The sequence below is a fragment of the Polynucleobacter sp. Latsch14-2 genome (assembly GCF_018881925.1).
Classification (GTDB): Bacteria; Pseudomonadota; Gammaproteobacteria; order Burkholderiales; family Burkholderiaceae; genus Polynucleobacter.
In genome coordinates this window covers 232,201-258,975 of sequence record NZ_JACVPL010000002.1, presented here as the reverse complement: position 1 = coordinate 258,975, position 26,775 = coordinate 232,201, and the positions used below count along the sequence as shown (strand labels likewise).

The 26,775-nt window shown below is 46.2% G+C and carries 31 protein-coding genes and 1 pseudogene; all 32 read left to right on the top strand.

Annotated features, from left to right (window positions below; genetic code table 11):
• Positions 1-114 precede the first annotated feature (114 nt).
• Complete coding sequence (gene rplK, locus ICN46_RS03485) at positions 115-546, top strand: 50S ribosomal protein L11 (RefSeq protein ID WP_011901890.1); 432 nt, start codon at positions 115-117, stop codon at positions 544-546.
• Positions 547-548: 2 nt separating this feature from the next.
• Complete coding sequence (rplA, locus tag ICN46_RS03480) at positions 549-1,250, top strand: 50S ribosomal protein L1 (protein ID WP_216164202.1); 702 nt, start codon at positions 549-551, stop codon at positions 1,248-1,250.
• Between the two features lie 236 nt (positions 1,251-1,486).
• A pseudogene (rplJ, locus tag ICN46_RS03475) lies at positions 1,487-1,999 on the top strand (50S ribosomal protein L10); the annotation flags it as partial.
• 162 nt (positions 2,000-2,161) lie between these two features.
• Positions 2,162-2,539 carry a 50S ribosomal protein L7/L12 gene (gene rplL / locus ICN46_RS03470; RefSeq protein ID WP_216164209.1) on the top strand — a complete coding sequence of 126 codons (378 nt, stop codon included), beginning with the start codon at positions 2,162-2,164 and terminating at the stop codon, positions 2,537-2,539.
• 227 nt (positions 2,540-2,766) lie between these two features.
• Entirely contained in the window at positions 2,767-6,867 is a 4,101-nt protein-coding gene (rpoB, locus tag ICN46_RS03465) for a DNA-directed RNA polymerase subunit beta (RefSeq protein WP_216204521.1), read from the top strand.
• Position 6,868: 1 nt separating this feature from the next.
• Positions 6,869-11,131 carry a DNA-directed RNA polymerase subunit beta' gene (gene rpoC / locus ICN46_RS03460; RefSeq protein ID WP_216204518.1) on the top strand — a complete coding sequence of 1,421 codons (4,263 nt, stop codon included), beginning with the start codon at positions 6,869-6,871 and terminating at the stop codon, positions 11,129-11,131.
• A 177-nt stretch (positions 11,132-11,308) separates the two neighbouring features.
• A complete protein-coding gene (rpsL, locus tag ICN46_RS03455) occupies positions 11,309-11,689 on the top strand; it encodes a 30S ribosomal protein S12 (protein ID WP_062307031.1) in 381 nt (126 codons plus the stop codon).
• 151 nt (positions 11,690-11,840) lie between these two features.
• Positions 11,841-12,311, top strand: a complete 471-nt coding sequence (gene rpsG / locus ICN46_RS03450) for a 30S ribosomal protein S7 (protein WP_015420229.1) — start codon at positions 11,841-11,843, stop codon at positions 12,309-12,311.
• Between the two features lie 27 nt (positions 12,312-12,338).
• Positions 12,339-14,441, top strand: coding sequence for an elongation factor G (gene fusA, locus ICN46_RS03445; RefSeq protein WP_216204515.1), 2,103 nt, complete (start codon positions 12,339-12,341; stop codon positions 14,439-14,441).
• A 50-nt stretch (positions 14,442-14,491) separates the two neighbouring features.
• Positions 14,492-15,682: an elongation factor Tu gene (tuf, locus tag ICN46_RS03440; RefSeq protein WP_216204512.1), complete on the top strand. Its 1,191-nt coding sequence runs from the start codon at positions 14,492-14,494 to the stop codon at positions 15,680-15,682.
• Positions 15,683-15,797: 115 nt separating this feature from the next.
• A complete protein-coding gene (gene rpsJ, locus ICN46_RS03435) occupies positions 15,798-16,109 on the top strand; it encodes a 30S ribosomal protein S10 (protein WP_011901899.1) in 312 nt (103 codons plus the stop codon).
• Between the two features lie 197 nt (positions 16,110-16,306).
• On the top strand, positions 16,307-16,963 hold the full coding sequence (gene rplC / locus ICN46_RS03430; RefSeq protein WP_216204696.1) for a 50S ribosomal protein L3: 657 nt from the start codon (positions 16,307-16,309) through the stop codon (positions 16,961-16,963).
• An 11-nt stretch (positions 16,964-16,974) separates the two neighbouring features.
• Entirely contained in the window at positions 16,975-17,595 is a 621-nt protein-coding gene (gene rplD / locus ICN46_RS03425) for a 50S ribosomal protein L4 (protein ID WP_216204509.1), read from the top strand.
• A complete protein-coding gene (gene rplW / locus ICN46_RS03420; RefSeq protein WP_046329378.1) occupies positions 17,592-17,906 on the top strand; it encodes a 50S ribosomal protein L23 in 315 nt (104 codons plus the stop codon). The genes rplD and rplW overlap by 4 nt, the downstream gene beginning before the upstream one ends.
• A 2-nt stretch (positions 17,907-17,908) precedes the next feature.
• Complete coding sequence (gene rplB, locus ICN46_RS03415; RefSeq protein ID WP_216164228.1) at positions 17,909-18,739, top strand: 50S ribosomal protein L2; 831 nt, start codon at positions 17,909-17,911, stop codon at positions 18,737-18,739.
• A 20-nt stretch (positions 18,740-18,759) separates the two neighbouring features.
• Positions 18,760-19,038 (top strand): 30S ribosomal protein S19, encoded by a 279-nt coding sequence (rpsS, locus tag ICN46_RS03410; protein WP_046329379.1) that lies wholly within the window; start codon positions 18,760-18,762, stop codon positions 19,036-19,038.
• Between the two features lie 7 nt (positions 19,039-19,045).
• Complete coding sequence (gene rplV, locus ICN46_RS03405; RefSeq protein WP_197712017.1) at positions 19,046-19,378, top strand: 50S ribosomal protein L22; 333 nt, start codon at positions 19,046-19,048, stop codon at positions 19,376-19,378.
• An 8-nt stretch (positions 19,379-19,386) separates the two neighbouring features.
• Positions 19,387-20,208: a 30S ribosomal protein S3 gene (rpsC, locus tag ICN46_RS03400; protein ID WP_216204506.1), complete on the top strand. Its 822-nt coding sequence runs from the start codon at positions 19,387-19,389 to the stop codon at positions 20,206-20,208.
• Between the two features lie 2 nt (positions 20,209-20,210).
• On the top strand, positions 20,211-20,624 hold the full coding sequence (gene rplP / locus ICN46_RS03395) for a 50S ribosomal protein L16 (RefSeq protein ID WP_100379479.1): 414 nt from the start codon (positions 20,211-20,213) through the stop codon (positions 20,622-20,624).
• Positions 20,625-20,638: 14 nt separating this feature from the next.
• Positions 20,639-20,833, top strand: a complete 195-nt coding sequence (gene rpmC / locus ICN46_RS03390) for a 50S ribosomal protein L29 (protein WP_071464444.1) — start codon at positions 20,639-20,641, stop codon at positions 20,831-20,833.
• 12 nt (positions 20,834-20,845) lie between these two features.
• Positions 20,846-21,115, top strand: coding sequence for a 30S ribosomal protein S17 (gene rpsQ, locus ICN46_RS03385; protein WP_216204502.1), 270 nt, complete (start codon positions 20,846-20,848; stop codon positions 21,113-21,115).
• 186 nt (positions 21,116-21,301) lie between these two features.
• Positions 21,302-21,670, top strand: coding sequence for a 50S ribosomal protein L14 (gene rplN / locus ICN46_RS03380; protein WP_087908804.1), 369 nt, complete (start codon positions 21,302-21,304; stop codon positions 21,668-21,670).
• Between the two features lie 9 nt (positions 21,671-21,679).
• The gene (gene rplX, locus ICN46_RS03375) at positions 21,680-21,988 is read left to right on the top strand and encodes a 50S ribosomal protein L24 (RefSeq protein WP_011901911.1); all 309 of its coding nucleotides are present in this window, start codon (positions 21,680-21,682) and stop codon (positions 21,986-21,988) included.
• Positions 21,989-22,004: 16 nt separating this feature from the next.
• Positions 22,005-22,547 (top strand): 50S ribosomal protein L5, encoded by a 543-nt coding sequence (gene rplE, locus ICN46_RS03370; protein ID WP_216204499.1) that lies wholly within the window; start codon positions 22,005-22,007, stop codon positions 22,545-22,547.
• 9 nt (positions 22,548-22,556) lie between these two features.
• A complete protein-coding gene (gene rpsN, locus ICN46_RS03365) occupies positions 22,557-22,862 on the top strand; it encodes a 30S ribosomal protein S14 (protein ID WP_011901913.1) in 306 nt (101 codons plus the stop codon).
• Positions 22,863-22,886: 24 nt separating this feature from the next.
• The gene (gene rpsH, locus ICN46_RS03360) at positions 22,887-23,282 is read left to right on the top strand and encodes a 30S ribosomal protein S8 (RefSeq protein ID WP_216204496.1); all 396 of its coding nucleotides are present in this window, start codon (positions 22,887-22,889) and stop codon (positions 23,280-23,282) included.
• A 10-nt stretch (positions 23,283-23,292) separates the two neighbouring features.
• Complete coding sequence (gene rplF, locus ICN46_RS03355; RefSeq protein WP_068320122.1) at positions 23,293-23,826, top strand: 50S ribosomal protein L6; 534 nt, start codon at positions 23,293-23,295, stop codon at positions 23,824-23,826.
• A 13-nt stretch (positions 23,827-23,839) separates the two neighbouring features.
• Positions 23,840-24,193 carry a 50S ribosomal protein L18 gene (gene rplR, locus ICN46_RS03350; RefSeq protein ID WP_216204493.1) on the top strand — a complete coding sequence of 118 codons (354 nt, stop codon included), beginning with the start codon at positions 23,840-23,842 and terminating at the stop codon, positions 24,191-24,193.
• Positions 24,194-24,211: 18 nt separating this feature from the next.
• Positions 24,212-24,730, top strand: a complete 519-nt coding sequence (gene rpsE / locus ICN46_RS03345; protein WP_215328357.1) for a 30S ribosomal protein S5 — start codon at positions 24,212-24,214, stop codon at positions 24,728-24,730.
• Positions 24,731-24,754: 24 nt separating this feature from the next.
• Positions 24,755-24,946 carry a 50S ribosomal protein L30 gene (gene rpmD, locus ICN46_RS03340; RefSeq protein ID WP_216164259.1) on the top strand — a complete coding sequence of 64 codons (192 nt, stop codon included), beginning with the start codon at positions 24,755-24,757 and terminating at the stop codon, positions 24,944-24,946.
• A 28-nt stretch (positions 24,947-24,974) separates the two neighbouring features.
• Positions 24,975-25,415 carry a 50S ribosomal protein L15 gene (rplO, locus tag ICN46_RS03335; RefSeq protein ID WP_216204490.1) on the top strand — a complete coding sequence of 147 codons (441 nt, stop codon included), beginning with the start codon at positions 24,975-24,977 and terminating at the stop codon, positions 25,413-25,415.
• Positions 25,416-25,434: 19 nt separating this feature from the next.
• Entirely contained in the window at positions 25,435-26,772 is a 1,338-nt protein-coding gene (secY, locus tag ICN46_RS03330; RefSeq protein ID WP_216204485.1) for a preprotein translocase subunit SecY, read from the top strand.
• Positions 26,773-26,775 lie beyond the last annotated feature (3 nt).

The window sequence follows — 26,775 nt, the reverse complement described above, 5'->3', positions numbered from 1 at the left end:
TTGTAAGTGGTTAGTAATAACCGAGGAGCGGAGCTAGAAAGCCAAAAACTAGCGAAGCGTTTACTCAACAGCGGTCTTTCCTAAAGAGGCAAGACGCGCTTTTAGGAGCAACAAATGGCAAAGAAGATTATTGGCTTTATTAAGCTGCAGATTCCTGCAGGTAAAGCAAATCCATCACCACCCGTAGGTCCTGCATTGGGTCAGCGCGGTCTGAACATTATGGAATTTTGTAAGGCGTTCAATGCTCAAACTCAGAGCATGGAGCCAGGCCTTCCGATTCCAGTCGTGATTACAGCGTTCGCTGATAAGAGCTTCACATTCATCATGAAGACTCCGCCAGCAACCATCATGATTAAGAAGGCTGCCAAGATCGAAAAAGGATCACCACGTCCCCATACCGACAAGGTAGGAAAAATTACTCGTGCTCAAGCGGAAGAAATCGCTAAAGCAAAAATGCCAGATTTGACAGCAGCCGATATGGATGCAGCTGTAAGAACAATCGCTGGTAGCGCCCGCTCTATGGGCATCACAGTGGAAGGTCTCTAATCATGACTAAGTTATCTAAACGCGTAAAAGCAATTCAATCTAAAGTCGATCGCAATAAATTCTATTCACTTGAAGATGCGTTGAACCTCGTTAAGGAGTGTGCAACCGCTAAGTTTGATGAGTCTATCGACGTTGCTGTTCAGTTGGGCATTGATGCAAAGAAATCTGACCAAGTTGTGCGTGGCGCTGTTGTGCTCCCAGCTGGTACAGGTAAACATGTTCGTGTTGCTGTTTTTGCACAGGGCGAGAAGGCTGAACAAGCTAAAGCTGCTGGTGCAGAAATTGTTGGCATGGAAGAGCTTGCTGAACAAATTAAAGGCGGCAAAATCGATTTCGATATTTTGATTGCATCCCCAGACACAATGAAAATTGTTGGTACTTTAGGTCAAGTATTGGGCCCACGTGGTTTGATGCCAAATCCAAAAGTTGGAACGGTAACTCCTGATGTAGCGACTGCAGTTAAAAATGCAAAAGCTGGTCAAGTTCAGTTCCGTGTGGACAAAGCCGGTATTGTGCACGCAAGCATTGGCCGTCGTTCATTCGAGCCAACTGCATTGAAATCTAACTTACTTGCATTGCTTGAGGCTTTGAATAAGGCGAAGCCACCTGCATCAAAAGGTATTTATTTAAAGAAGGTTGCCGTAAGCAGCACCATGGGTGCAGGCGTACGTGTAGACCAAGCATCGTTACAGGCAGCTCAGTAATACGCTTGTAGCAAAAAAGAACTTTGGGTCGACTCTTGCTCTTTGAGTGTGAGTCGAACATCAAAGACCGTTGGTGAATTGGTTGCTTGTAAAGAGTTAATTCTTAATCGTTACGAAAGTAATAGCCAGCGCAGATGGCGACCCTGAAAAGATTTCACAAGACTCACTTGTGACAAATGATCAGACGCTGGTGTGTAACCCCAACTGGAAACAGTTGGTTTTTATGGAGTTAAACCGTGCCTTTGAATGTAGAAGACAAAAAAGCGATTGTTGCTGATGTCGGCGCTCAATTAGCGGGAGCTCAAACAGTCGTGCTTGCTGAATACCGTGGTATTCCAGTTGAGCAGTTGACAAAGCTGCGTGCTAGCGCACGTGACCAAGGTGTATATCTTCGCGTTCTGAAGAACACATTGGCACGCCGTGCTGCACAAGGCACACAGTTTGAGCCTCTTGCTGATTCGATGGTTGGCCCCTTGATCTATGGCATTTCTGCTGATCCGATTGCTTCGGCAAAAGTATTGCAGAACTTTGCTAAGACTCAAGACAAACTAGTCATCACTGCTGGCTTATATAACGGCAAGTTGTTAGACGTGGCGGGTGTTAAATCCCTTGCGTCAATTCCAAGCCGCGACGAGTTGTTATCTCAGTTGTTGGGTGTCATGTTGGCCCCAGTATCTGCAATGGCTCGCGTATTGGGCGCAGTAGCAGCGCAAAAAGCAGCAGGAGCACCAGCTCCAGTTGCAGCACCTGTAGTTGAAGTAGTAGCCGCAGCAGAAGTAGTTGCTGAAGCCACCGCTCCAGAAGCAAGTGCAGAGCCTGCAGCTGTAAGTCCAGAAGCTGGAACCGAAGCAAACGAAACCCCTGCCGCTGAATAAGCGACACATTAACTATTTAAGTATTAGGAGCTAAAAATGGCGATTACTAAAGAAGAAATCATTGATGCAGTAGGTAGCATGTCTGTAATGGATCTTAACGATCTCGTTAAAGCATTCGAAGAGAAGTTTGGCGTTTCAGCTGCAGCTATGGCTGTTGCTGGTCCTGCTGGTGCCGGCGGTGGCGGTGCTGCTGCGGAAGAGCAAACAGAATTTACTGTGAACTTGCTCGAAGCAGGCGCTAACAAAGTTTCAGTAATTAAGGCTGTTCGCGAAATTACTGGCCTTGGTCTCAAAGAAGCAAAAGACTTGGTTGATGGCGCACCGAAGCCAATCAAAGAAGCTGTTGATAAGAAGACAGCTGAAGAAGCCAAGAAGAAGCTTGACGAAGCAGGCGCTAAGTCAGAAATCAAGTAATACGAACCGCGCTAACGCTACTCAAAAAGAAGCGTTAGCACTGTTGGGTTTGACCATTAGTGGTCAAACCCGATTTCATTTCAGATTGAAATCGGGTTTGCCTTCTGATACGACTGCAGAATGCAAGTTTGGTCGGACACTGGATCTAAAGCATCTAGTGTTGTCCGCCAGTGATTGGTAGTGGCCAATCGCCAAATCTTTGTACAGTCGCTGAATTCGGAGATGAAATGAACTACAGCTTCACCGAACGCAAGCGAGTCCGTAAAAGCTTTGCTAAGCGAGTAAACAACCACCAGGTTCCATACCTGATCGCAACGCAGCTGGAATCCTACGCTAAATTTTTACAGGCTGAAAAGCCAGCCATGTCTCGTCTAACAGAGGGACTTCAAGCTGCCTTTACTTCAGCGTTCCCAATTGTGTCTAACAATGGCTATGCACGTATGGAATACGTGTCTTACCAGTTATCACAGCCGCCGTTTGACGTTAAAGAATGTCAACAACGTGGCTACACATACCACTCAGCCTTGCGCGCCAAAGTTCGCTTGATTATTTATGATCGCGAAGCGCCTACAAAGGTTAAAGAGGTAAAAGAGAGCGAAGTCTACATGGGTGAAATTCCACTCATGACAGAAAATGGTTCATTTGTTATCAACGGCACTGAGCGCGTTATTGTTTCTCAGTTGCACCGTTCCCCTGGCGTGTTTTTCGAGCATGACAAGGGTAAGACCCACAGTTCTGGTAAGTTGCTGTTCTCAGCACGCATTATTCCTTACCGTGGTTCATGGCTAGATTTTGAGTTTGACCCAAAAGATATTCTTTATTTCCGCGTTGACCGTCGTCGCAAGATGCCCGTCACCATTTTGCTTAAAGCAATTGGTTTAAACAACGAACAAATTCTTGCAAACTTCTTTAACTTTGATCATTTCTCATTGAGCGCAAATGGCGCAGCAATGGAATTTGTTCCAGAGCGTTTGCGTGGCCAGTTAGCAAGCTTTGATGTGCTTGATAAGAATGGTGTTGTTGTCATTCAAAAAGATAAGCGCATTAATGCAAAACATATTCGTGAGCTCGAAGCTGCTAAAACAAAGAACATCATCGTTCCAGATGACTACTTAGTTGGTCGCGTAGTTGCGCGCAATATCATTGATCCAGACTCGGGTGAAATCTTGGCTTACGCTAATGACGAAATCACTGAGGAGTTATTGGCTACATTGCGCGATGCTGGCATCAAGCAGTTGGAAACTATCTATACCAATGATTTAGATTCTGGCGCATATATTTCACAAACATTGCGCACAGATGAAACTGCCGATCAGATGGCTGCACGTATTGCCATATATCGCATGATGCGTCCTGGCGAGCCTCCAACAGAGGACGCTGTTGAGGCTTTGTTCCAGCGCTTGTTCTACAACGAAGATAGCTATGACTTATCTCGCGTTGGTCGTATGAAGGTCAACAGCCGTCTTGGTCGCGCTGAGATGGAAGGCCTCATGGTCTTGTCAAATGAAGATATTCTTGACACCATTAAGCTGCTTGTTGACTTGCGCAACGGCAAGGGCGAAGTAGATGATATCGATCACTTAGGTAATCGTCGTGTGCGTTGCGTTGGTGAGTTGGCGGAGAATCAATTCCGCGCAGGCTTGTCACGTGTTGAGCGCGCAGTGAAAGAACGTCTCGGCCAAGCCGAAACAGAAAATCTCATGCCGCATGACTTGATTAACAGCAAGCCAATTTCTTCTGCAATTCGTGAGTTCTTCGGTTCTTCACAGCTCTCGCAGTTTATGGACCAAACAAACCCATTGTCAGAGATCACGCACAAGCGTCGCATTTCTGCATTGGGACCTGGTGGCTTGACACGCGAGCGCGCAGGCTTCGAAGTGCGCGACGTGCATCCAACCCACTACGGACGTGTTTGCCCAATCGAAACTCCAGAAGGACCAAACATCGGTCTGATCAATTCACTTGCGCTCTTCGCGCGTTTGAATGAGCATGGCTTCTTAGAAACGCCATATCGCAAAGTTGCTAATAGCAAAGTAAGCGATGAAGTAATGTATCTCTCTGCTATTGAGGAGGCAAAATACATCATTGCTCAGGCGAATGCCACAATCGACAAGAGCGGTAAATTGGCTGATGAGCTGGTTTCAGCGCGTCAGGCTGGCGAAACCTTAATGGTGAGTCCAGAGCGCGTGGATTTCATTGACGTTGCTCCTAGCCAAATCGTTTCTGCTGCTGCCTCACTCGTGCCCTTCTTGGAGCATGATGATGCGAACCGTGCATTGATGGGCGCGAATATGCAGCGTCAAGCAGTGCCTTGCTTGCGTCCGGATAAGCCATTGGTTGGTACTGGCTTAGAGCGCATTGTTGCGGTTGACTCTGGTACGGTTGTTTTGGCAAGTCGTGGCGGTATTGTTGACTACGTTGATGCAAACCGCGTGGTGATTCGTGTAAACGATGATGAAACGGCAGCTGGTGAAGTTGGTGTGGATATTTATAACCTCATCAAGTACACCCGTTCAAACCAAAATACCAATATCAATCAACGTCCAATCGTTCAGGTTGGCGATCGTGTTGCTCGTGGTGACGTGGTTGGTGACGGCGCTTCAACAGATTTAGGTGAATTGGCTTTGGGTCAAAACATGACTGTGGCATTTATGCCATGGAATGGTTATAACTTCGAAGATTCCATCTTGATCTCTGAGAAGGTTGTTGCTGACGATCGTTATACCTCTATTCATATTGAAGAATTATCGGTTGTTGCTCGTGACACTAAGCTTGGTTCAGAAGAAATCACGCGTGATATTTCTAACTTGGCGGAGTCACAACTCTCTCGTTTAGATGAGAGCGGTATTGTGTATATCGGTGCTGAAGTTGAGGCTGGCGACGTATTGGTTGGTAAGGTAACTCCAAAGGGCGAGACTACTCTCACTCCTGAAGAGAAACTCCTCCGTGCGATTTTTGGTGAAAAAGCATCTGATGTAAAAGATACTTCTTTGCGCGTTCCTTCAGGAATGATTGGTACCGTAATTGATGTTCAAGTCTTCACCCGTGAAGGTATTGAGCGCGATGCACGTGCGCAGTCGATTATTCAAGAAGAGTTACAACGCTATCGCTTGGACTTAAATGACCAATTGCGTATTGTTGAAGGCGATGCCTTCATCCGCTTAGAAAAGATGTTGATTGGCAAGGTTGCTAACGGTGGCCCTAAGAAGTTAGCTAAAGGCACCAAGATCGACAAGGATTATCTTGCTGATTTAGAGAAATACCATTGGTTCGACATTCGTACAGCAGATGATGATGTTGCTTCTCAAGTTGAGGCCATTAAGTCTTCAATCGAAGCTAAGCGTAAGCAGTTTGATGAGGCCTTCGAAGAGAAGCGCACCAAGCTTACCCAAGGCGATGATTTGCAGCCTGGTGTAACAAAGATGGTTAAGGTCTACTTAGCTGTTAAGCGTCGCTTGCAGCCTGGTGACAAGATGGCTGGTCGTCACGGTAACAAAGGCGTGGTTTCTAAAATCGCTCCTGCTGAAGATATGCCATTTATGGCTGATGGACGCCCAGTTGATATCGTCCTGAACCCATTAGGCGTTCCTTCCCGTATGAACGTTGGCCAGATCTTAGAAACTCACTTAGGTTGGGCGGCTCAAGGTATCGGTAAGCGTATTGATGAGATGGTTCGTCAACAAGCCAAACAAGCCGAACTTCGTAAGTTTTTGAAGCAGCTGTACAACGAGACAGGTCGTGTCGAAGATATCGACAATTTCACTGATGAGCAAATTACCGTTTTGGCTGAAAATTTACGCCAAGGCTTGCCATTTGCAACCCCAGTGTTTGACGGTGCTACTGAGGCAGAAATCAGCCGCATGCTCGAGTTGGCCTATCCAGAAGAGGTTGCTACTTCTTTGAAGATGACGCCTTCGCGCCAGCAGATGATTTTGTGCGACGGCCGAACGGGCGATCAGTTTGAGCGTCCTGTAACTGTTGGCGTAATGCATGTGTTGAAACTCCATCATTTGGTAGATGACAAGATGCATGCACGCTCAACTGGACCTTACTCGTTAGTAACGCAACAGCCATTGGGCGGTAAAGCTCAGTTCGGTGGTCAGCGCTTTGGTGAGATGGAAGTCTGGGCCCTCGAAGCATACGGTGCTTCATATGTCTTGCAGGAAATGCTGACAGTGAAGTCCGATGACGTCGCAGGCCGTACCAAGGTTTACGAAAATATCGTCAAGGGCGAGCACACGATTGATGCTGGCATGCCCGAATCCTTCAACGTGCTGGTAAAAGAAATCCGCTCGTTGGGTATTGACATTGACATGGAGCGCAACTGATATGAAAGCATTGCTCGATTTATTTAAGCAAACACAGGGCGAAGAGCAGTTTGATGTCATCAAAATTGGTCTCGCATCACCTGAGAAAATTCGCTCATGGTCTTTTGGTGAAGTACGCAAACCAGAAACCATCAACTACCGGACTTTTAAGCCCGAGCGTGATGGTTTGTTCTGCGCCAAGATTTTTGGACCAACTAAAGACTACGAGTGCTTATGCGGCAAGTACAAGCGCTTAAAGTTCCGTGGCGTAATCTGCGAGAAGTGCGGCGTTGAAGTTACTCTTGCTAAGGTACGTCGTGAGCGCATGGGCCACATTGAGCTGGCGGCCCCTGTAGCGCACATCTGGTTCTTGAAGTCCCTACCATCCCGCCTGGGGATGGTTCTCGATATGACATTGCGTGATATCGAGCGCGTTCTCTACTTTGAAGCATATGTAGTGGTTGATCCTGGTATGACTCCTGAAGGCGCAATGAAGCGCGGTCAGATCATGTCTGAAGATGAATACATTGCGAAGACTGAAGAATATGGTGACGGTGCGTTTACTGCCATCATGGGCGCTGAAGGTATTCGTGACCTCTTGCGTTCGATTGACATCGATCGCGAAGTAGAGACTATTCGTGCTGACTTAAAAGCTACTGGTAGCGATGCCAAGATCAAGAAATACGCTAAGCGCTTAAAAGTGCTCGAGGCGTTCCAGACTTCAGGTATTAAGCCTGACTGGATGATCATGGAAGTATTGCCAGTATTGCCACCTGAATTGCGCCCATTGGTGCCGTTGGATGGCGGTCGCTTTGCTACCTCCGATTTGAACGACCTCTATCGTCGCGTGATTAACCGTAACAACCGTTTAAAGCGTTTGTTAGAGTTGCGCGCACCAGAGATCATCGTTCGCAACGAAAAACGTATGTTGCAAGAAGCGGTTGACTCATTGCTCGACAACGGTCGTCGCGGTAAGGCTATGACTGGCGCTAACAAGCGTCCTCTCAAGTCCTTGGCTGAGATGATTAAAGGTAAGAGCGGTCGTTTCCGTCAAAACTTGTTGGGTAAACGCGTTGACTACTCAGGTCGTTCAGTCATCGTGGTTGGCCCTACACTGAAATTGCATCAGTGCGGCTTACCAAAATTAATGGCTTTAGAATTGTTTAAGCCATTTATTTTCAACAAGCTTGAGACTTTAGGAATTGCAACCACTATTAAGGCTGCAAAGAAAGAAGTTGAAAGCCAGACTCCAATTGTTTGGGACATTCTCGAAGAAGTGATTCGTGAACATCCAATCATGTTGAACCGTGCGCCTACATTGCACCGTCTTGGCATTCAGGCTTTCGAGCCAATGCTGATTGAAGGCAAAGCAATCCAATTGCACCCATTAGTTTGCGCTGCATTTAACGCGGACTTTGACGGCGACCAAATGGCGGTTCACGTTCCTTTGTCGCTCGAAGCGCAAATGGAAGCACGTACATTGATGTTGGCTTCGAACAACGTATTGTTCCCAGCCAACGGCGAACCATCTATTGTTCCTTCGCAGGACGTGGTGTTGGGTCTGTACTACGCTACACGTGACAAGATCAACGGTAAGGGTGAAGGCATGGTCTTCGCTAACATTACTGAAGTAGTACGCGCATACGAAGCAGGCCAAGTTGAATTGGCTTCTCGAGTGGCTGTCCGTATTACTGAGTTTGAGATTGTGGACAAGAAGGCAGAGGGCGACGCCCGTTTTGCTGAAAAGACCAAAATCTATCAAACATCAGTTGGCCGTGCAATCTTGTCTGAGATTTTGCCTAAAGGCATGTCTTTCGAGGAAATCAATAAGCCTTTGAAGAAAAAAGAAATCTCACGTTTGATCAACACATCATTCCGTAAATGCGGATTGCGTGAAACAGTAATTTTTGCTGACCGCCTCTTGCAGTCTGGTTTCCGTTTGGCAACGAATGCTGGTATTTCTGTTGCGATTGACGATATGTTGATCCCAAGCTCTAAAGAGCGCATCATCACCGAAGCTTCTGCTAAGGTTAAAGAGTATGACAAGCAGTTCATGTCTGGTCTCGTAACCAATCAAGAACGTTATAACAACGTGGTTGATATTTGGGGTGCCGCAGGCGACCAAGTTGGTAAGGCGATGATGGATGAGTTGTCACACGTTGACGTACTCGACCGTAACGGTAAGACTGTGCGTCAAGAATCCTTTAATTCCATCTACATGATGGCGGACTCAGGCGCGCGTGGATCTGCAGCGCAGATTCGTCAGTTGGCTGGTATGCGTGGTTTGATGGCTAAGCCTGATGGCTCTATCATTGAAACCCCAATTACTGCGAACTTCCGTGAAGGTTTGAACGTATTGCAGTACTTCATCTCAACCCACGGTGCTCGTAAAGGCTTGGCCGATACTGCGTTGAAGACAGCAAACTCAGGGTACTTAACACGTCGTTTATGCGACGTAACGCAAGACCTCGTTGTGATCGAAGATGATTGCGGCGCAACTAATGGTGTAACCATGAAGGCGCTGGTTGAGGGCGGCGAAATTATCGAAGCATTGCGTGACCGTATTTTGGGTCGTGTATGTATCGGTGACATCGTTCACCCTGACACGCAAGAAGTCATTGTTCCGAATGACACATTGCTCGATGAAGATCACGTTGATCAAATCGTTGCATTGGGTATCGACGAAGTTAAAGTTCGCACAGTGTTGTCTTGCTTAACTCGCTTTGGTTTGTGCGCGAAGTGCTACGGACGTGATCTAGGTCGCGGTGGTTTGGTAAACGTTGGTGAGGCAGTTGGCGTGATCGCTGCTCAGTCTATCGGCGAGCCAGGTACACAGTTGACAATGCGTACCTTCCACATTGGTGGCGCAGCGTCGCGTGCATTGGTTGCAAGCAACATCGAAGCTAAATCTAACGGCGCTTTGAAATTCTCTGCCACGATGCGTGTCGTCAAGAACGCGAAGGGCGAGCAGATTGTGATTTCACGTTCTGGCGAAGCCTTGATCGTTGATGAGAACGGTCGTGAGCGCGAGCGTCATAAGGTGCCTTATGGTGCAACTCTCTTGTTAAAAGAAGATGCTGCAGTAAAGGCCGGCGCAAGCTTGGCAACATGGGATCCATTAACACGCCCGATTATTTCTGAGTACGCTGGTATCGCCCGCTTTGATAACGTTGAAGAAGGTGTAACCGTTGCTAAGCAGGTAGACGAAGTTACCGGTCTTTCCACCTTGGTGGTAATTGACGGTAAGCGTCGTTCTGCAGCAAGCAAAGGCGTTCGCCCAATGATCAACTTAGTTGATGACAAGGGTAACGAAGTCATGATCGCTGGTACTGATCACCCAGTAAACATTGGCCTCCAAGTGGGTGCTTTGATTACGGTTAAGGATGGTCAGAAAGTCGAAGTTGGTGAAGTATTGGCGCGTATTCCAATCGAATCACAGAAGACACGCGATATTACCGGCGGTTTGCCACGTGTTGCCGAATTGTTCGAAGCGCGTTCGCCAAAAGATGCGGCTGTATTGGCAAAAGTAACAGGAACAGTTTCCTTCGGTAAAGAAACCAAAGGCAAACAACGTTTGGTTATCACCGATATGGACGGCGAAGCGAATGAATTCTTGATTCCTAAAGAGAAGCAAGTTCTCGTTCATGACGGTCAAGTTGTGAACAAGGGCGAGATGATTGTGGAAGGCCCAGCTGATCCACATGACATCTTGACGCTCAGAGGCATCGAAGAATTGGCCATCTACATCGTTGATGAAGTTCAAGACGTTTACCGTTTGCAGGGCGTGAAGATTAATGACAAGCACATTGAAGTGATCGTGCGTCAAATGTTGCGTCGCGTGCAAATTACTGATGGTGGCGATACTGCTTACATCACTGGCGAACAAGTTGAGCGTTCAAAACTCTACGATGCAAATGATTTGGTGATTGCTGCAGGTAAGCGCCCAGCTCAGTTCGAGAATGTATTGCTGGGTATTACTAAGGCATCCTTGTCGACAGACAGCTTTATTTCAGCAGCGTCTTTCCAAGAAACCACCCGTGTGTTGACCGAAGCCGCCATTATGGGCAAGACCGATACACTCCGTGGCCTCAAGGAAAACGTCATTATTGGTCGTCTGATTCCTGCTGGTACTGGCCTGGCTTATCGCCGTGCACGCAAGGTCAGGGAGCAATTTGAGCGTGATCGCGCTCAAATGATTGCCGCTGAAGAGGAGGCAATGGCTGATATGCCTGTAGAAATAGAGGCTGAAGTGATTGCTCCTGCTGGGGAGGCTGATCCAAGCTAATTTGGTGTTTTTGGCTAGAAATGGCCAGCTTTTTCCCCATTAGGTTGACGGAAAAGGCTGGCCAAGCTAGAATGCTGAGTTCTACTGATTCAGAAGAGGGTCTTTTTGACCTAGAAATTATCTAAGTCATTGATTTTCTTGAAGAAAGCAACAAAGAAGTACTAACCGAGCTATTTTATGCCAACAATTAATCAATTATTACGCAAGCCAAGAAGTCGGCTGACCGTTAAAAGCAAGAGCCCTGCGCTGCAAAACAGCCCGCAGCGTCGTGGTGTATGCACACGTGTATACACAACAACTCCTAAAAAGCCTAACTCTGCGCTGCGTAAGGTAGCAAAAGTTCGCTTAACCAATGGTTTTGAAGTTATTTCATACATTGGCGGTGAAGGCCATAACCTCCAGGAACACTCGGTAGTATTGATCCGCGGTGGTCGTGTAAAGGATTTGCCAGGTGTTCGTTACCACATCGTACGTGGCTCACTTGACTTGCAAGGTGTTAAAGACCGCAAGCAATCACGTTCTAAGTACGGTGCTAAGCGCGCTAAGAAAGCTGCTTAATTCGTAGCTAGAGTTTTTGTAGTAAGTCATTGTTTGTCAGACTAAAAAGACAAGTAAGTGGTTGTTCCGTCTAAGAAACTTTCTTAGATAGTAGGGCAACCGGAGCGGGTGATCCATGTGGGCCACCCCTAACTGAACTGAAGGAGTAGCTATGCCACGTCGTCGCGAAGTTCCCAAACGGGAAATCCTGCCTGATCCAAAATTCGGCAATGTAGAAGTAGCAAAATTCATGAACGTCCTCATGTTGGACGGCAAAAAATCGGTTGCAGAGCGTATCGTTTATGGTGCCTTTGATCATATCGAGAAAAAAGCAAACAAAGAGCCGCTCGAAGTTTTCTCAACAGCCATGGGCAACGTTAAACCAATGGTTGAGGTGAAGAGTCGTCGTGTTGGTGGTGCTAACTATCAGGTTCCTGTTGAGGTTCGCCCATCACGCCGCTCTGCTTTGGCAATGCGCTGGGTGCGCGAAGCCGCTAAAAAGCGTGGCGAAAAATCTATGGCCCAACGTTTAGCCAACGAATTATTAGAAGCTGCTGAAGGTCGTGGCGGCGCAATGAAGAAGCGTGAAGAAGTTCACCGTATGGCGGAAGCTAATAAAGCTTTCTCACATTTCCGCTTCTAATCAAATAGCAAAGAAAAGGCACCAACAGTGGCACGTAAAACCCCAATCGACAGATATCGCAATATTGGTATCTCTGCGCATATTGACGCAGGCAAAACAACAACTACAGAACGCGTTTTGTTCTACACCGGTGTTAATCACAAAATTGGTGAAGTGCATGATGGCGCAGCTACCATGGACTGGATGGAGCAAGAGCAAGAGCGTGGTATCACGATTACTTCTGCCGCTACTACCACCTTCTGGAAGGGTATGGCCGGTAATTTTGCCGAACATCGTATCAATATTATTGACACCCCAGGACACGTAGACTTCACTATTGAAGTTGAACGTTCAATGCGCGTTCTCGATGGTGCTTGCATGGTTTACTGTGCAGTAGGTGGTGTGCAGCCACAGTCTGAGACTGTTTGGCGTCAAGCAAATAAGTACCAAGTGCCCCGTTTAGCTTTCGTAAACAAGATGGACCGCACAGGCGCTAATTTCTTCAAGGTCTATGACCAGATGAAGTTACGTTTAAAAGCAAATCCTATCTTGATTCAAATTCCGATTGGCGCAGAAGAAAATTTCAAAGGCGTTGTGGATTTGGTCAAAATGAAAGCCATCTACTGGGATGAGGCTTCACAAGGTACTAAATTTAGCTACGAAGAAATTCCTGCTGAATTGCAGGCGTCAGCAGAAGAGTGGCGCGAGAAGATGGTTGAAGCAGCCGCCGAAAGCTCTGAAGAGTTGATGGAAAAGTATCTTGGTGGCGAAGCTCTGACCGAAGAAGAAATTAAGGCTGCTTTGCGTCAACGTACGATTGCTAACGAAATCATTCCAATGATGTGCGGAACCGCTTTCAAAAACAAGGGTGTTCAGGCGATGTTGGATGCGGTGGTTGAGTTGTTGCCATCACCTTTAGATGTTCCACCAGTTCCTTGTGAATTGGAAGATGGCACACCTACAACACGTAAAGCCGATGACGCTGAGAAGTTTTCAGCATTGGCATTCAAAATTATGACTGACCCATTTGTCGGTCAACTGATCTTCTTCCGCGTTTACTCTGGCGTAATGAAATCAGGCGACACTATCTATAACCCTATCAAGGGTAAGAAAGAACGCGTTGGTCGTTTGTTGCAGATGCATGCAAACCAACGTGAAGAAATTAAAGAAGTTTATGCAGGCGATATCGCAGCGGCAGTTGGACTGAAGGATGCAACTACTGGCGAAACTTTATGTGATCCAGATAGCATCGTGATTTTAGAGCGCATGGTATTCCCAGAGCCAGTAATCTCACAGGCAGTAGAGCCAAAAACAAAAGCTGACCAAGAAAAAATGGGCCTTGCTTTGAATCGTTTGGCACAAGAAGATCCTTCTTTCCGCGTTAAGACTGATGAAGAATCAGGCCAAACTATTATTTCTGGTATGGGCGAGCTCCATTTGGAAATTTTGGTTGACCGTATGAAGCGTGAGTTTAGCGTCGAAGCTACTGTTGGTAAGCCACAGGTTGCGTACCGCGAAACTATTCGTAAAGTATGCGAAGAGATTGAGGGTAAGTTTGTTAAGCAATCTGGTGGACGTGGTCAATATGGTCACGTAGTCTTGAAGCTTGAGCCACAAGCTCCCGGTAAGGGCTTTGAATTTATCGACGCGATCAAAGGCGGTGTGGTTCCTCGTGAATACATCCCTGCTGTAGAAAAAGGTATTCGCGAAACTTTGAACTCAGGTGTTTTGGCAGGCTATCCAGTGGTGGATATTAAGGCGACACTGTTCTTTGGTTCATACCATGATGTTGACTCCAACGAAAACGCATTTAAGATGGCTGGTTCGATGGCATTCAAAGACGGAATGCGCAAAGCATCTCCAGTATTGCTTGAGCCAATGATGGCTGTTGAAGTAGAAACGCCTGAAGATTTCATGGGTAACGTAATGGGTGACCTCTCATCACGTCGCGGTATTTTGCAAGGTATGGATGACATTCCAGGCGGCGGCAAGATCGTTCGTGCTGAAGTGCCATTGGCAGAGATGTTTGGTTACTCAACTGGCTTGCGCTCGTTGACCCAAGGTCGTGCTACCTACACCATGGAGTTTAAGCATTATTCCGAAGCACCTAAGAACGTTGCTGAAGCAGTTATGGCTGCTAAAGCGAAGTAATTTATCCACATTATTTTGAATATTGACTAGCTAAAGAAGGCAGACAAAAAATGGCAAAAGAAAAGTTTGAGCGGACAAAACCGCACGTAAACGTAGGCACCATTGGTCACGTTGACCACGGTAAGACCACATTAACAGCAGCGATTGCAACCGTGCTCTCAAAAGCATTTGGTGGCGAAGCAAAAGCATACGATCAGATCGATGCTGCTCCTGAAGAAAAAGCACGTGGTATTACGATTAATACAGCGCACGTTGAGTATGAGACAGCAAATCGTCACTACGCTCACGTTGATTGCCCAGGACATGCTGACTACGTTAAGAACATGATTACTGGTGCTGCCCAAATGGACGGCGCTATCTTGGTGGTGTCTGCTGCTGACGGCCCAATGCCACAAACTCGTGAGCACATCCTCTTGGCGCGCCAAGTAGGCGTTCCATACATCATCGTTTTCTTGAACAAATGCGACATGGTTGATGACGCTGAATTGTTAGAACTCGTTGAAATGGAAGTTCGTGAGCTTCTAACTAAATATGAATTTCCTGGTGATGACACACCAATCATCCATGGTTCTGCTAAGTTAGCCCTTGACGGCGACAAAGGCGAATTGGGTGAGCAAGCCATTATGAAATTGGCTGAAGCTTTAGATACTTTTATTCCTACTCCAGATCGCGCTGTTGACGGTGCCTTCTTGATGCCAGTAGAAGATGTGTTCTCTATCTCTGGTCGCGGTACTGTAGTGACTGGTCGTATCGAGCGCGGTATTGTTAAGGTTGGCGAAGAGATTGAAATCATTGGTATCAAACCAACCCTTAAGACAACTTGTACTGGCGTTGAAATGTTCCGCAAATTGCTCGACCAAGGTCAAGCAGGCGATAACGTTGGTATCTTATTGCGCGGTACAAAACGTGAAGAAGTTGAACGTGGTCAAGTATTGGCTAAGCCAGGCTCAATCACTCCACATACTCACTTTACAGCTCAAGTTTATATCTTGGGTAAAGATGAAGGTGGTCGTCACACTCCATTCTTTAACAACTATCGTCCACAGTTCTACTTCCGTACAACGGACGTAACCGGTTCGATCGAGTTGCCAAAAGATAAAGAAATGGTTATGCCAGGCGATAACGTAGAAATTACCGTCAAACTCATCGCACCAATCGCGATGGATGAAGGTTTGCGTTTTGCGATCCGTGAAGGTGGCCGCACTGTTGGCTCCGGAGTGGTTAGCAAGGTTTTGGCTTAAGTAGTTTTAGTAATAATATTTAGCGGTTTGCTAACCGATGACATCTGTGCTGCAGATGTCATCGTGCTCTTTAGATGTATAACGTGGCAGCACCACAACGCTCTTTGGAATTAATATGCAAAACCAAAAAATTCGTATTCGCCTTAAAGCATTTGATTACCGCTTGATCGACCAGTCCGCTGCTGAAATCGTAGATACAGCTAAGCGTACTGGCGCAGTTGTTAAGGGTCCAGTGCCTTTGCCAACTCGTATTGAGCGCTTTGATATCTTGCGCTCACCGCACGTGAATAAGACATCTCGTGATCAGTTAGAGATCCGCACCCATCTCCGTTTGATGGATATTGTTGATCCTACGGAAAAAACAGTAGATGCCTTGATGAAGTTAGATCTTCCAGCTGGTGTGGATGTAGAAATTAAGTTGCAGTAATCTGGAATACCCAGTCTTAGCGCTTGCCAAGACTGATTTTTCGGGATAGAATCTAAGGCTTCGCTCAATTATTTGAACGAAATTTGGGTTTTATTAGCACTAAAAACGTTGTAAGTTATTGATTTAGAAGTATTTTTACTTGTAAATCACTTAAATTAAATTTTGCCGACCAATCGAAGTCGGCGTGGAGCATGAATATGAGCTTAGGCTTAATCGGTCGCAAGATCGGCATGACCCGTCTTTTTACGGATGAAGGGGAAGCAATTCCTGTAACCGTAATCGACGTGAGCGATAACAGGGTTGCTCAAATCAAGACCCAGGCTACTGATGGCTATAACGCTATCCAGTTGGCACATGGCACCCGTAGAGCTACACGCGTTACCAAATCAATGGCTGGGCACTTTGCTAAAGCGGGTGTTATGGCTGGTAACGGTCTCAATGAATTCCAATTAGACGCAGCAAAAATTGCAGAAATGACACCAGGACAAGTAATTCCTGCGGAAACTGCATTTACTGCTGGTCAAAAAGTGGATGTACAAGGCGTAACAATTGGTAAAGGCTACGCCGGTACTATTAAACGTCACCACTTCAAATCTGGCCGTGCATCTCACGGTAACTCACGTTCACATAACGTGCCAGGTTCGATCGGTATGGCACAAGATCCAGGACGTGTTTTCCCAGGTAAGCGCATGACTGGCCACCTTGGTGACGATACACGTACTGTACAAAATTTAGTCATCGCACGCATTGATGCAGAACGTAATCTCATCATGGTTAAAGGCGCTATTCCAGGCGCCCCAGGCGGTAAAGTTATTGTTACTCCAGCGGTGAAGACACCGCTGAAGAAGAAATAAGGAGAGCGAATATGGAACTTAAGCTTCTCCAGGACAACGGAACTTTAGGCGCTGGCATTCAAGCCTCGCCAGAAGTATTCGAACGCGAATATAACGAGGCATTGATACACCAAGTTGTGGTGGCGTATCAAGCAAATGCGCGTAGCGGTAACCGTGCACAAAAAGACCGTGAGCAAGTTAAGCACACAACCAAAAAACCTTGGCGTCAAAAAGGTACTGGTCGTGCTCGTGCTGGTATGAGTTCATCTCCGCTGTGGCGTGGAGGCGGTCGTATATTCCCAAATTCTCCGGAAGAGAATTTCAGCCAAAAAGTTAACAAGAAAATGTACCGCGCTGGTATGAGATCAATTTTGTCTCAGTTAGCACGCGAAGGTCGTTTAAATGTTGTTGATCAATTTAATCTCGAAGCTCCTAAGACTAAAGAATTAGCTGACAAAGTTAAAGCTATGGGCTTAGATTCAGTCTTGATCATTGTTGATCAGGTTAGTGAGAATTTGTACTTGGCATCACGCAACTTACATAAAGTTGCAGTTTGTGAGCCACAGCACGCCGATCCATTGGCATTGGTTCAATACAAAAAAGTATTGGTCAGCAAATCAGCGATTGCAAAAATTGAGGAGTTGCTTAAATGAGCCAAGTCCGTAAAAACGATCACAACTTGATGAAGGTTCTGCTTGGACCGGTGATCTCTGAAAAAGCCACTATGGTTGCGGAGAAAAACGAACAAGTAGTTTTCCAGGTAACTCGCGACGCCAATAAGAGCGATGTAAAACAAGCAGTTGAATTGCTCTTCAAAGTGCAAGTTGACTCTGTTCAAATCGTAAATCAAAAAGGTAAGCCAAAGCGCTATGGCCGTTTTGAAGGTCGTCGTGACCATACTAAGAAGGCCTACGTAAGCTTGAAACCAGGTCAAGAAATTAACTTTGAAGCGGAGGCGAATTAATCATGCCTTTGATGAAAACAAAACCGACCTCACCAGGTCGTCGCTCAATGGTCAAGGTGGTAAATCCTGATCTGCACAAAGGTAAACCTTTCGCAGCTTTGGTAGAGCCACAGTTCCAAAAAGCTGGGCGTAATAATAATGGTCATATCACAACCCGTCATAAGGGTGGTGGTCATAAGCATCACTATCGTGTTGTTGATTTCAAACGCAACGATAAAGATGGTATTCCAGCAAAAGTTGAACGCTTGGAATACGATCCAAACCGCAGTGCAAATATTGCATTAATTGTATTTGCTGATGGTGAGCGCCGCTATATTCTTGCCGCAAAAGGCATGACTGTTGGCCAGCAATTAATGAGTGGTTCGGAAGCGCCAATCAAATCCGGAAACAATTTGCCAATTCGTAACATTCCAGTTGGTAGCACGATTCACTGCGTAGAGATGTTGCCTGGTAAGGGTGCGCAAATTGCTCGTTCTGCTGGTGGTTCAGCAGTGCTGTTGGCTCGTGAGGGTGTATACGCTCAGGTTCGTTTGCGCTCAGGTGAAGTTCGCCGTATTTTGATCGACTGCCGTGCAACGATCGGTGAAGTAGGAAACGAAGAGCATAGCTTACGTGTTATTGGTAAGGCTGGTGCAAATCGCTGGCGTGGTATTCGCCCAACCGTTCGCGGTGTGGCAATGAACCCAGTAGATCACCCACACGGTGGTGGTGAAGGTAAGACTGGCGAAGGCCGCGTACCTGTATCTCCATGGGGCACACCAACCAAAGGTTATCGTACACGTCGTAACAAACGTACAACATCGATGATCGTTCAACGCCGTCAGAAGCGCTAAGCGATTAAGGAAAAATAGATATGACACGTTCAGCTAAAAAAGGCCCATTTTGCGAAGCCAGCTTGGTAAATAAAGTTGAAGTCGCACAAGCCAACAAAGACAAAAAGCCGATTAAAACTTGGTCACGCCGTTCAACAATTCTTCCGGACTTTATTGGTCTGACAATTGCAGTGCACAACGGTCGTCAACACGTTCCGGTATATGTATCAGAAAACATGGTGGGTCATAAGTTAGGCGAATTTGCCTTGACCCGTACTTTCAAAGGTCACGCTGCTGACAAGAAAGTAACGAAGAAGTAAGGGGATGATGATGGAAGTTAAAGCTATTCACAAAGGCGCCCGCATTTCAGCGCAAAAGACACGTTTGGTCGCAGACCAAATTCGTGGTTTGCCGATTGCTCGCGCATTAAACATTTTGAATTTCAGCCCCAAAAAAGCTGCCTTCATTGTGAAAAAAGTAGTTGAATCAGCGATCGCAAATGCTGAGCACAATAAAGGCGCTGACATTGATGAACTCAAGGTATCGGCCGTAATCGTTGATAAGGGTACATCTTTGAAGCGCTTCACAGCGCGCGCTAAAGGTCGCGGCAATCAAATTGAAAAACAAACTTGTCACATTAGCGTGACCTTGAGTAACTAAGGAAAGATATGGGCCAAAAGATAAACCCCACCGGATTCCGACTCTCGGTAACGAAGAACTGGACATCACGTTGGTATGCAAACAATACTGATTTTGCGAAGATGTTAAAAGAGGACGTAGATGTCCGCATCTATCTCAAGAAGAAGTTGAAGAATGCATCCGTAAGTAAAGTCATTATTGAGCGTCCTGCTAAGAACGCACGCATCACAATTTATAGCTCGCGTCCAGGTGTTGTGATCGGCAAAAAAGGCGAAGACATTGAAGTTCTCCGTCGCGAACTGCAAAAGCGTATGGGCGTTCCCGTCCACGTAAATATCGAAGAAATTCGTAAACCAGAGGTAGATGCTCAATTGATTGCTGACTCTATTACTCAGCAACTAGAAAAGCGCATTATGTTCCGTCGTGCGATGAAGCGCGCAATGCAAAATGCAATGCGCTTGGGCGCTCAAGGTATCAAGATTATGTCTTCAGGTCGCTTGAATGGCGCTGAGATTGCTCGGCGCGAATGGTACCGTGAAGGTCGCGTTCCTCTTCATACATTGAAGGCTGATATTGATTACGCAACATCAGAAGCGGAAACAACATACGGCATCATCGGTGTAAAAGTTTGGGTATACAAAGGCGATACATTGGGTCGTGGTGCTGATGCTCCAGCAGTAGTTGCAGAGCCAGCAGCAGATGATAAAAAACCACGTCGCGCACCGGGAAAAACAACTGCACGTAAACCAGCGGCTGATAGCAAGCCATTGGTTGCTGTTAAACCAACAGTAAAGCGCGCACCTAAAGCCGTTGAAGCCGCTAGTGCTGAAACGCAGAAGTCAGGAGAGTAAGCATGCTACAACCAAAGCGTCGCAAGTATCGTAAGGAACAAAAAGGACGAAATACTGGCGTGGCAACACGCGGTAGCTCTGTAGCTTTTGGTGACTTTGGATTGAAGGCCGTTGGCCGTGGTCGTTTGACTGCTCGTCAGATTGAGTCAGCACGTCGTGCAATGACTCGCCATATTAAGCGTGGTGGTCGTATCTGGATCCGTATTTTCCCAGATAAGCCAATTTCACAAAAGCCAGCTGAAGTCCGTATGGGTAACGGTAAAGGTAATCCAGAGTACTACGTAGCTGAAATTCAACCAGGTAAGATTTTGTACGAGATGGATGGTGTTGATGAAACTTTGGCTCGCGAGGCTTTTAAGCTTGCCGCAGCTAAATTGCCATTGCAAACCACTTTCGTGATTCGCCACTTGGGTTGATCGGAATAGATATTATGAAAAATACAGAATTAGCATCAAAAGATCTGAATGCTTTGAATACAGAGTTGACCGAGCTCCTCAAGACCGGTTTTAAGCTCCGTATGCAAAAAGGCACTCAGCAACTCACAAATACCAGCCAATTGGGTAAGAATAAGCGCGACATCGCTCGCGTTAAAACTTTTATTGCCCAAAAAACTGCACAGAAATAAGGAAAAAGGGATATGACAGAATTAGCCAAACCCTTGCGCCGCACCCTAGTGGGCCGTGTTGTTAGCGACAAAATGCAAAAAACTGTGACTGTGCTAGTTGAGCGCCAAGTTAAGCACGCGCTTTATGGCAAATATGTTGGCCAGTCCAAAAAGTACCATGCTCATGATGAGGCTGGCACATACAAGATGGGTGACACCGTTGAAATTGCTGAATCAAAGCCAATTTCACGTACTAAATCTTGGGTTGTGACCCGTTTAGTTGAGGCTTCAAAAGGTATTTAAGTAAATATTAAGGATTTTGGCGAACTTTCTTGCCAAAATCCTGTTTTACGTAGTATGATAGAAGGCTTCTCTAGTTTTATTGAGAGAAGCAGTGTTTTTTCATTAATTCCGGGTTCTAGCTTTCGCTAGCACCCATTGACGGAACCAAGACTGTTTGCCTTTGGCAAATAAGTTGGGAATTAAAAAATGATTCAGACCGAAAGTAGATTACAGGTCGCCGATAACACAGGCGCCAGTGAAGTTTTGTGCATCAAGGTATTGGGCGGCTCTAAGCGTCGGTATGCCAGTATCGGTGATGTCATAAAAGTAACAGTGAAGTCCGCTGCTCCACGTGGCCGTGTGAAAAAAGGTGATATTTATAACGCCGTAGTAGTGAGAACTGCTAAGGGTGTTCGCCGTCCAGACGGTTCATTGATTAAGTTCGATGCAAACGCTGCGGTATTGCTCAACGCTAAGTTAGAGCCAATTGGCACACGTATCTTTGGACCAGTAACGCGCGAATTGCGTACTGAAAAGTTCATGAAGATCGTTTCTCTCGCCCCCGAAGTTATTTAAGAGGCTGATATGAAAAAGATTCGTAAAGGTGATTCCGTTGTTTTATTGACTGGCCGCGATAAGGGCAAGCAAGGAACTGTAACGGCTGTTCTCGAGAACAAGTTAGTAATCGAGGGCGTCAATATTTATAAAAAGAGCGTCAAGCCAAACCCAGCAGCTGGTGTGACCGGCGGCATGATTGACAAGACTATGCCTGTTCACATTTCTAATGTGGCAGTGGTAGACGGTAACGGCAAGCCATCACGTGTTGGTATCAAACTCGTTGACGGTAAAAAGCAGCGTTTCCTGAAAACTACTGGCGCTACTTTAAGCGCATAAGGGGCACGGAGAAATTATGAGCACACGTTTTCAAGAACATTACAAAGACAAAGTCGTGGCTGACCTGATTACCAAATTTGGTTACAAGTCAGTTATGGAAGTGCCACGCATCACCAAGGTTACCCTGAATATGGGCTTGGGTGAGGCAGTTAACGACAAGAAAATTATCGAAAATGCAGTTGGTGATTTAACTAAAGTAGCAGGCCAAAAGCCAGTAGTTACCAAAGCTAAAAAAGCAATTGCTGGTTTCAAAATTCGTCAAGGCTACCCAATTGGTGCAATGGTGACATTGCGCGGTCAGCGCATGTACGAATTTTTAGATCGCTTCGTTACGGTTGCATTGCCACGCGTACGAGACTTCCGTGGAATCTCCGGCAAAGCATTTGATGGCCGTGGTAACTACAACATCGGCGTTAAAGAGCAAATTATTTTCCCAGAAATCGAATACGACAAAATTGATGCCCTTCGTGGTCTCAATATTAGTATTACGACGACCGCTAAAACTGACGAAGAAGCAAAAGCTTTGTTAGCAGCGTTCAAATTCCCTTTCCGCAATTAAGAGGCTAACGTGGCAAAACTATCCCTAATTGAGCGCGAGAATAAGCGCGCAAAAACTGTAGAGAAGTACGCTGTTAAGCGTGCGGAACTCAAGGCAATCATTGCTGATCAATCACGCAGCGATGAAGAGCGCTATGAAGCTCGCTTGAAGCTACAGGCACTCCCACGTAACGCAAGTCCGATTCGTCAAAGAAATCGTTGTTCATTAACCGGTCGTCCACGTGGCACATTCCGTAAGTTTGGTTTGGCCCGTAGCAAGATTCGCGAAATCGCCTTCCGAGGCGAAATCCCCGGTTTAACCAAGGCCAGCTGGTAAGCGGCGAAAGAATTAGGAGAACTCATGAGTATCAGCGATCCAATCGCCGACATGTTGACCCGGATTCGCAATGCGCAAGCAGTGCAGAAACCTGTAGTCATGATGCCGTCGTCAAAAGTTAAAGTAGCTATTGCAAAAGTATTGCAGGATGAAGGCTATATCGATAGTTTTGAAATCAAGGGCGAAGCAGCTAAGCCAGTTTTGCACATTGAACTCAAATACTATGCTGGCCGTCCTGTGATCGAGCGCATTGACCGTGTTTCAACACCAAGTCTGCGTATCTATAAGGGCCGTCACGACATTCCTGAGGTAATGAATGGCTTGGGCATTGCAATTATTTCAACCCCTCAAGGCGTAATGACAGACCGCAAAGCACGTGCAACAGGCGTGGGCGGCGAAGTTATTTGCTACGTAGCTTAAGGAGCGAAATATGTCCCGCGTAGGTAAATCACCAATTACAGTTCCTAAAGGCGCTGAGATCAGCATCAACGGCGCAAACATTACTGTTAAGGGGCCATTGGGCACTTTGACTCATAATTTGCATCCTTCTGTTGGTTTGAAACAAGAAGATGGCGTATTGACGGTTGTTTTAAATAATGACTCACCAGAAGCTGGTGCACAGTCAGGTACGGCACGTGCTTTGGTTAACAACATGGTTGTTGGCGTAACTACTGGCTTTGAGCGCAAGCTTAGCTTGGTAGGCGTTGGTTACCGTGCTGCAGCTCAAGGCGAAACATTGAAATTGCAGTTGGGTTTCTCACATGACATTATTTACAACCTGCCAAAGGGTGTGAAGGCTGAGACTCCAACTCAAACTGAAATCATTATCAAAGGTTCCAACAAGCAACAAGTTGGCCAGGTCGCAGCTGAAGTTCGCGCTTACCGTTCACCAGAGCCATACAAAGGCAAGGGTGTTCGCTACGTGGATGAGGTTGTGCATCTGAAAGAAACTAAGAAGAAGTAAGCGAGATTAGAAAATGAATAAAGACGAATCCAGACAAAGACGTGCTCGGCAGACTCGCATTCGCATTGCCGAAGCACTGGCAAATCGCTTAACAGTTATCCGTAGCAATACTCATATTTCTGCACAGGTTTATAGCCCATGTGGAACCAAAGTTGTGGCAGCCGCTTCAACAATGGAAAAAGAATTGCGCCAAGCGATCAAAAACGGCGGGAACGCTGATGCAGCTAAACAAATCGGCAAATTAGTTGCTGAGCGTGCTGTTAAAGCAGGCATTGTTGATGTTGCTTTTGATCGTTCCGGTCATCGTTACCACGGCCGCATTAAGGCCTTAGCTGAAGCTGCGCGTGAAGCCGGCCTGAAGTTCTAATAGGGTTTAGGAAAAAACATGGCAAAAATGCAAACCAAGATGCAAAACGAAGAGCGTGATGATGGTCTTCGCGAGAAGATGATCGCTGTTAATCGTGTAACTAAAGTGGTAAAGGGTGGTCGTATTCTCGGCTTCGCTGCACTGACTGTAGTTGGCGATGGTGATGGCCGCATCGGCATGGGTAAAGGTAAATCAAAAGAAGTTCCGGTTGCCGTTCAAAAAGCAATGGATGAAGCTCGTCGCAAGATGATCAAGGTTTCCTTACGCAAAGGAACTTTGCAACATACTGTTACTGGTCAACACGGCGCATCACGTGTGCTGATTTCACCAGCTAAAGATGGTACGGGAATTATTGCTGGCGGCCCAATGCGCGCTATTTTCGATGTAATGGGTGTAACTAACGTAGTTGCCAAGTCACTCGGCTCTACTAACCCATACAACCTGGTTCGTGCAACGATAAATGGTTTAAGCAAGATGAGTACTCCTGCTGAAATTGCTGCTAAGCGCGGCAAGTCAGTTGAAGAGATTCTCGGCTAAGACCAAAAGATTAGGAATCAAAAAATGACAACTGCATCCAACTCCAAAGTCAAACTGCAACTAGTGCGCAGTTTGATCGGCACACGCGAAAGCCATCGTGGCACAGTTCGTGGCTTAGGCCTACGACGCATCAATTCTGTTTCAGAATTGGAAGACACGCCAGCTGTACGCGGAATGATTAATAAAGTTTCTTACTTAGTTAAAGTCATCAGCTAATTAACTAGCAAGCAAATAGGCGAATAATATGCAACTCAATACAATTAAACCCGCAGAGGGCTCCAAGAAAAACCGTCGTCGCGTAGGTCGTGGCATTGGTTCTGGTCTTGGTAAAACTGCTGGCCGTGGTCACAAAGGTCAAAAATCACGTTCCGGTGGATTCCATAAAGTGGGATTCGAAGGTGGACAGATGCCTATGTATCGTCGTTTGCCAAAACGTGGTTTCGTGTCTTTGACTCGTCGCCATGTTGGTCAAATTACTTTGAATGACTTAGCGAAAATCAATTTGCCAGAAGTTGATTTATTGGTTCTGAAAGCTCACGGGTTTGCGGGTGAGCAAATCAATGCAGTTAAGGTGATCAAGACTGGTGAACTCAAGATTGCTGTAACCCTCAAAGGTATTACAGCTACTGCTGGTGCAAAAGCAGCTATTGAAGCAGCTGGCGGCAAACTCCTTGAGCAGGCTTAATAGGTAATTCATCTAGATCATGGCATTAGCACCCACCAATACAGCAAGCACTGCACAATCAGGAGGCAAGTTTGGCGAATTACGTCAACGCTTGGTATTCCTGGTTTTGGCATTGCTCGTATTCCGTTTGGGTGCCCACATTCCAGTTCCTGGAATCGATCCAGATCAATTGGCACAATTGTTCTCCGGTCAAAAAGACGGAATTTTGGGTATGTTTAACCTGTTCTCAGGCGGCGCATTATCGCGCTTCACCGTATTCGCCTTGGGAATAATGCCTTACATATCGGCATCGATCATCATGCAGTTAATGACCATTGTTCTTCCTTCGCTCGAGTCTTTAAAAAAGGAAGGCCAGGCAGGACAGCGAAAGATTACTCAGTACACCCGATACGGCACCGTCTTTTTGGCAACATTTCAGGCTTTGGGTATTTCTGTTGCATTACAAGCGCAACCCGGTTTGGTGATTAACCCAGGCTTGATGTTCGAATTGAATACGGTAGTGACTTTGGTAACCGGCACAATGTTTCTGATGTGGCTCGGTGAGCAAATTACAGAGCGTGGTTTAGGTAATGGTATTTCTATCATCATTTTTGGCGGGATTGTCTCTGGTTTACCAAATGCCTTGGCAAGTCTGCTTGAATTAGTACGCACTGGATCAATGAATGTTTTATCAGCATTGTTGATTGTTGTGATCGTCATAGCTGTTACTTATTTTGTTGTGTTTGTAGAGCGTGGACAGCGTCGCATTTTGGTGAACTATGCAAAGCGTCAAGTCGGCAACAAGATATATGGTGGCCAATCTTCTTACTTTCCTCTGAAATTAAATATGGCGGGCGTTATCCCTCCAATTTTTGCTTCTTCAATTATTTTGTTTCCAGCAACAATTGCCGGGTGGTTTACATCAGGTGAATCTACCAACATGATCAGCAGAATTATTAAAGATCTAGCTGCAACATTGGCACCGGGCCAACCTGTTTACACAATTTTGTATGCTGCAGCGATTATTTTCTTTTGTTTCTTCTATACAGCATTGGTGTTTAACAGTCGCGAGACTGCAGAGAATTTGAAGAAAAGCGGTGCATTTGTTCCAGGTATTCGTCCTGGCGATCAAACTGGTCGTTATATCGATAAGATCTTGGTTCGCCTGACATTGGCTGGTGCTATTTATATGGTTCTAGTTTGTTTATTGCCAGAATTTTTGGTGCTGAAGTACAACGTGCCATTTTATTTTGGCGGTACTTCATTGTTAATTATTGTTGTTGTTGCAATGGATTTCATGGCTCAAGTTCAGTCATTTGTAATGCAACAGCAATATGGCTCTTTGATGAAAAAAGCCAACTTTAAGATGGGCGCTTAACTG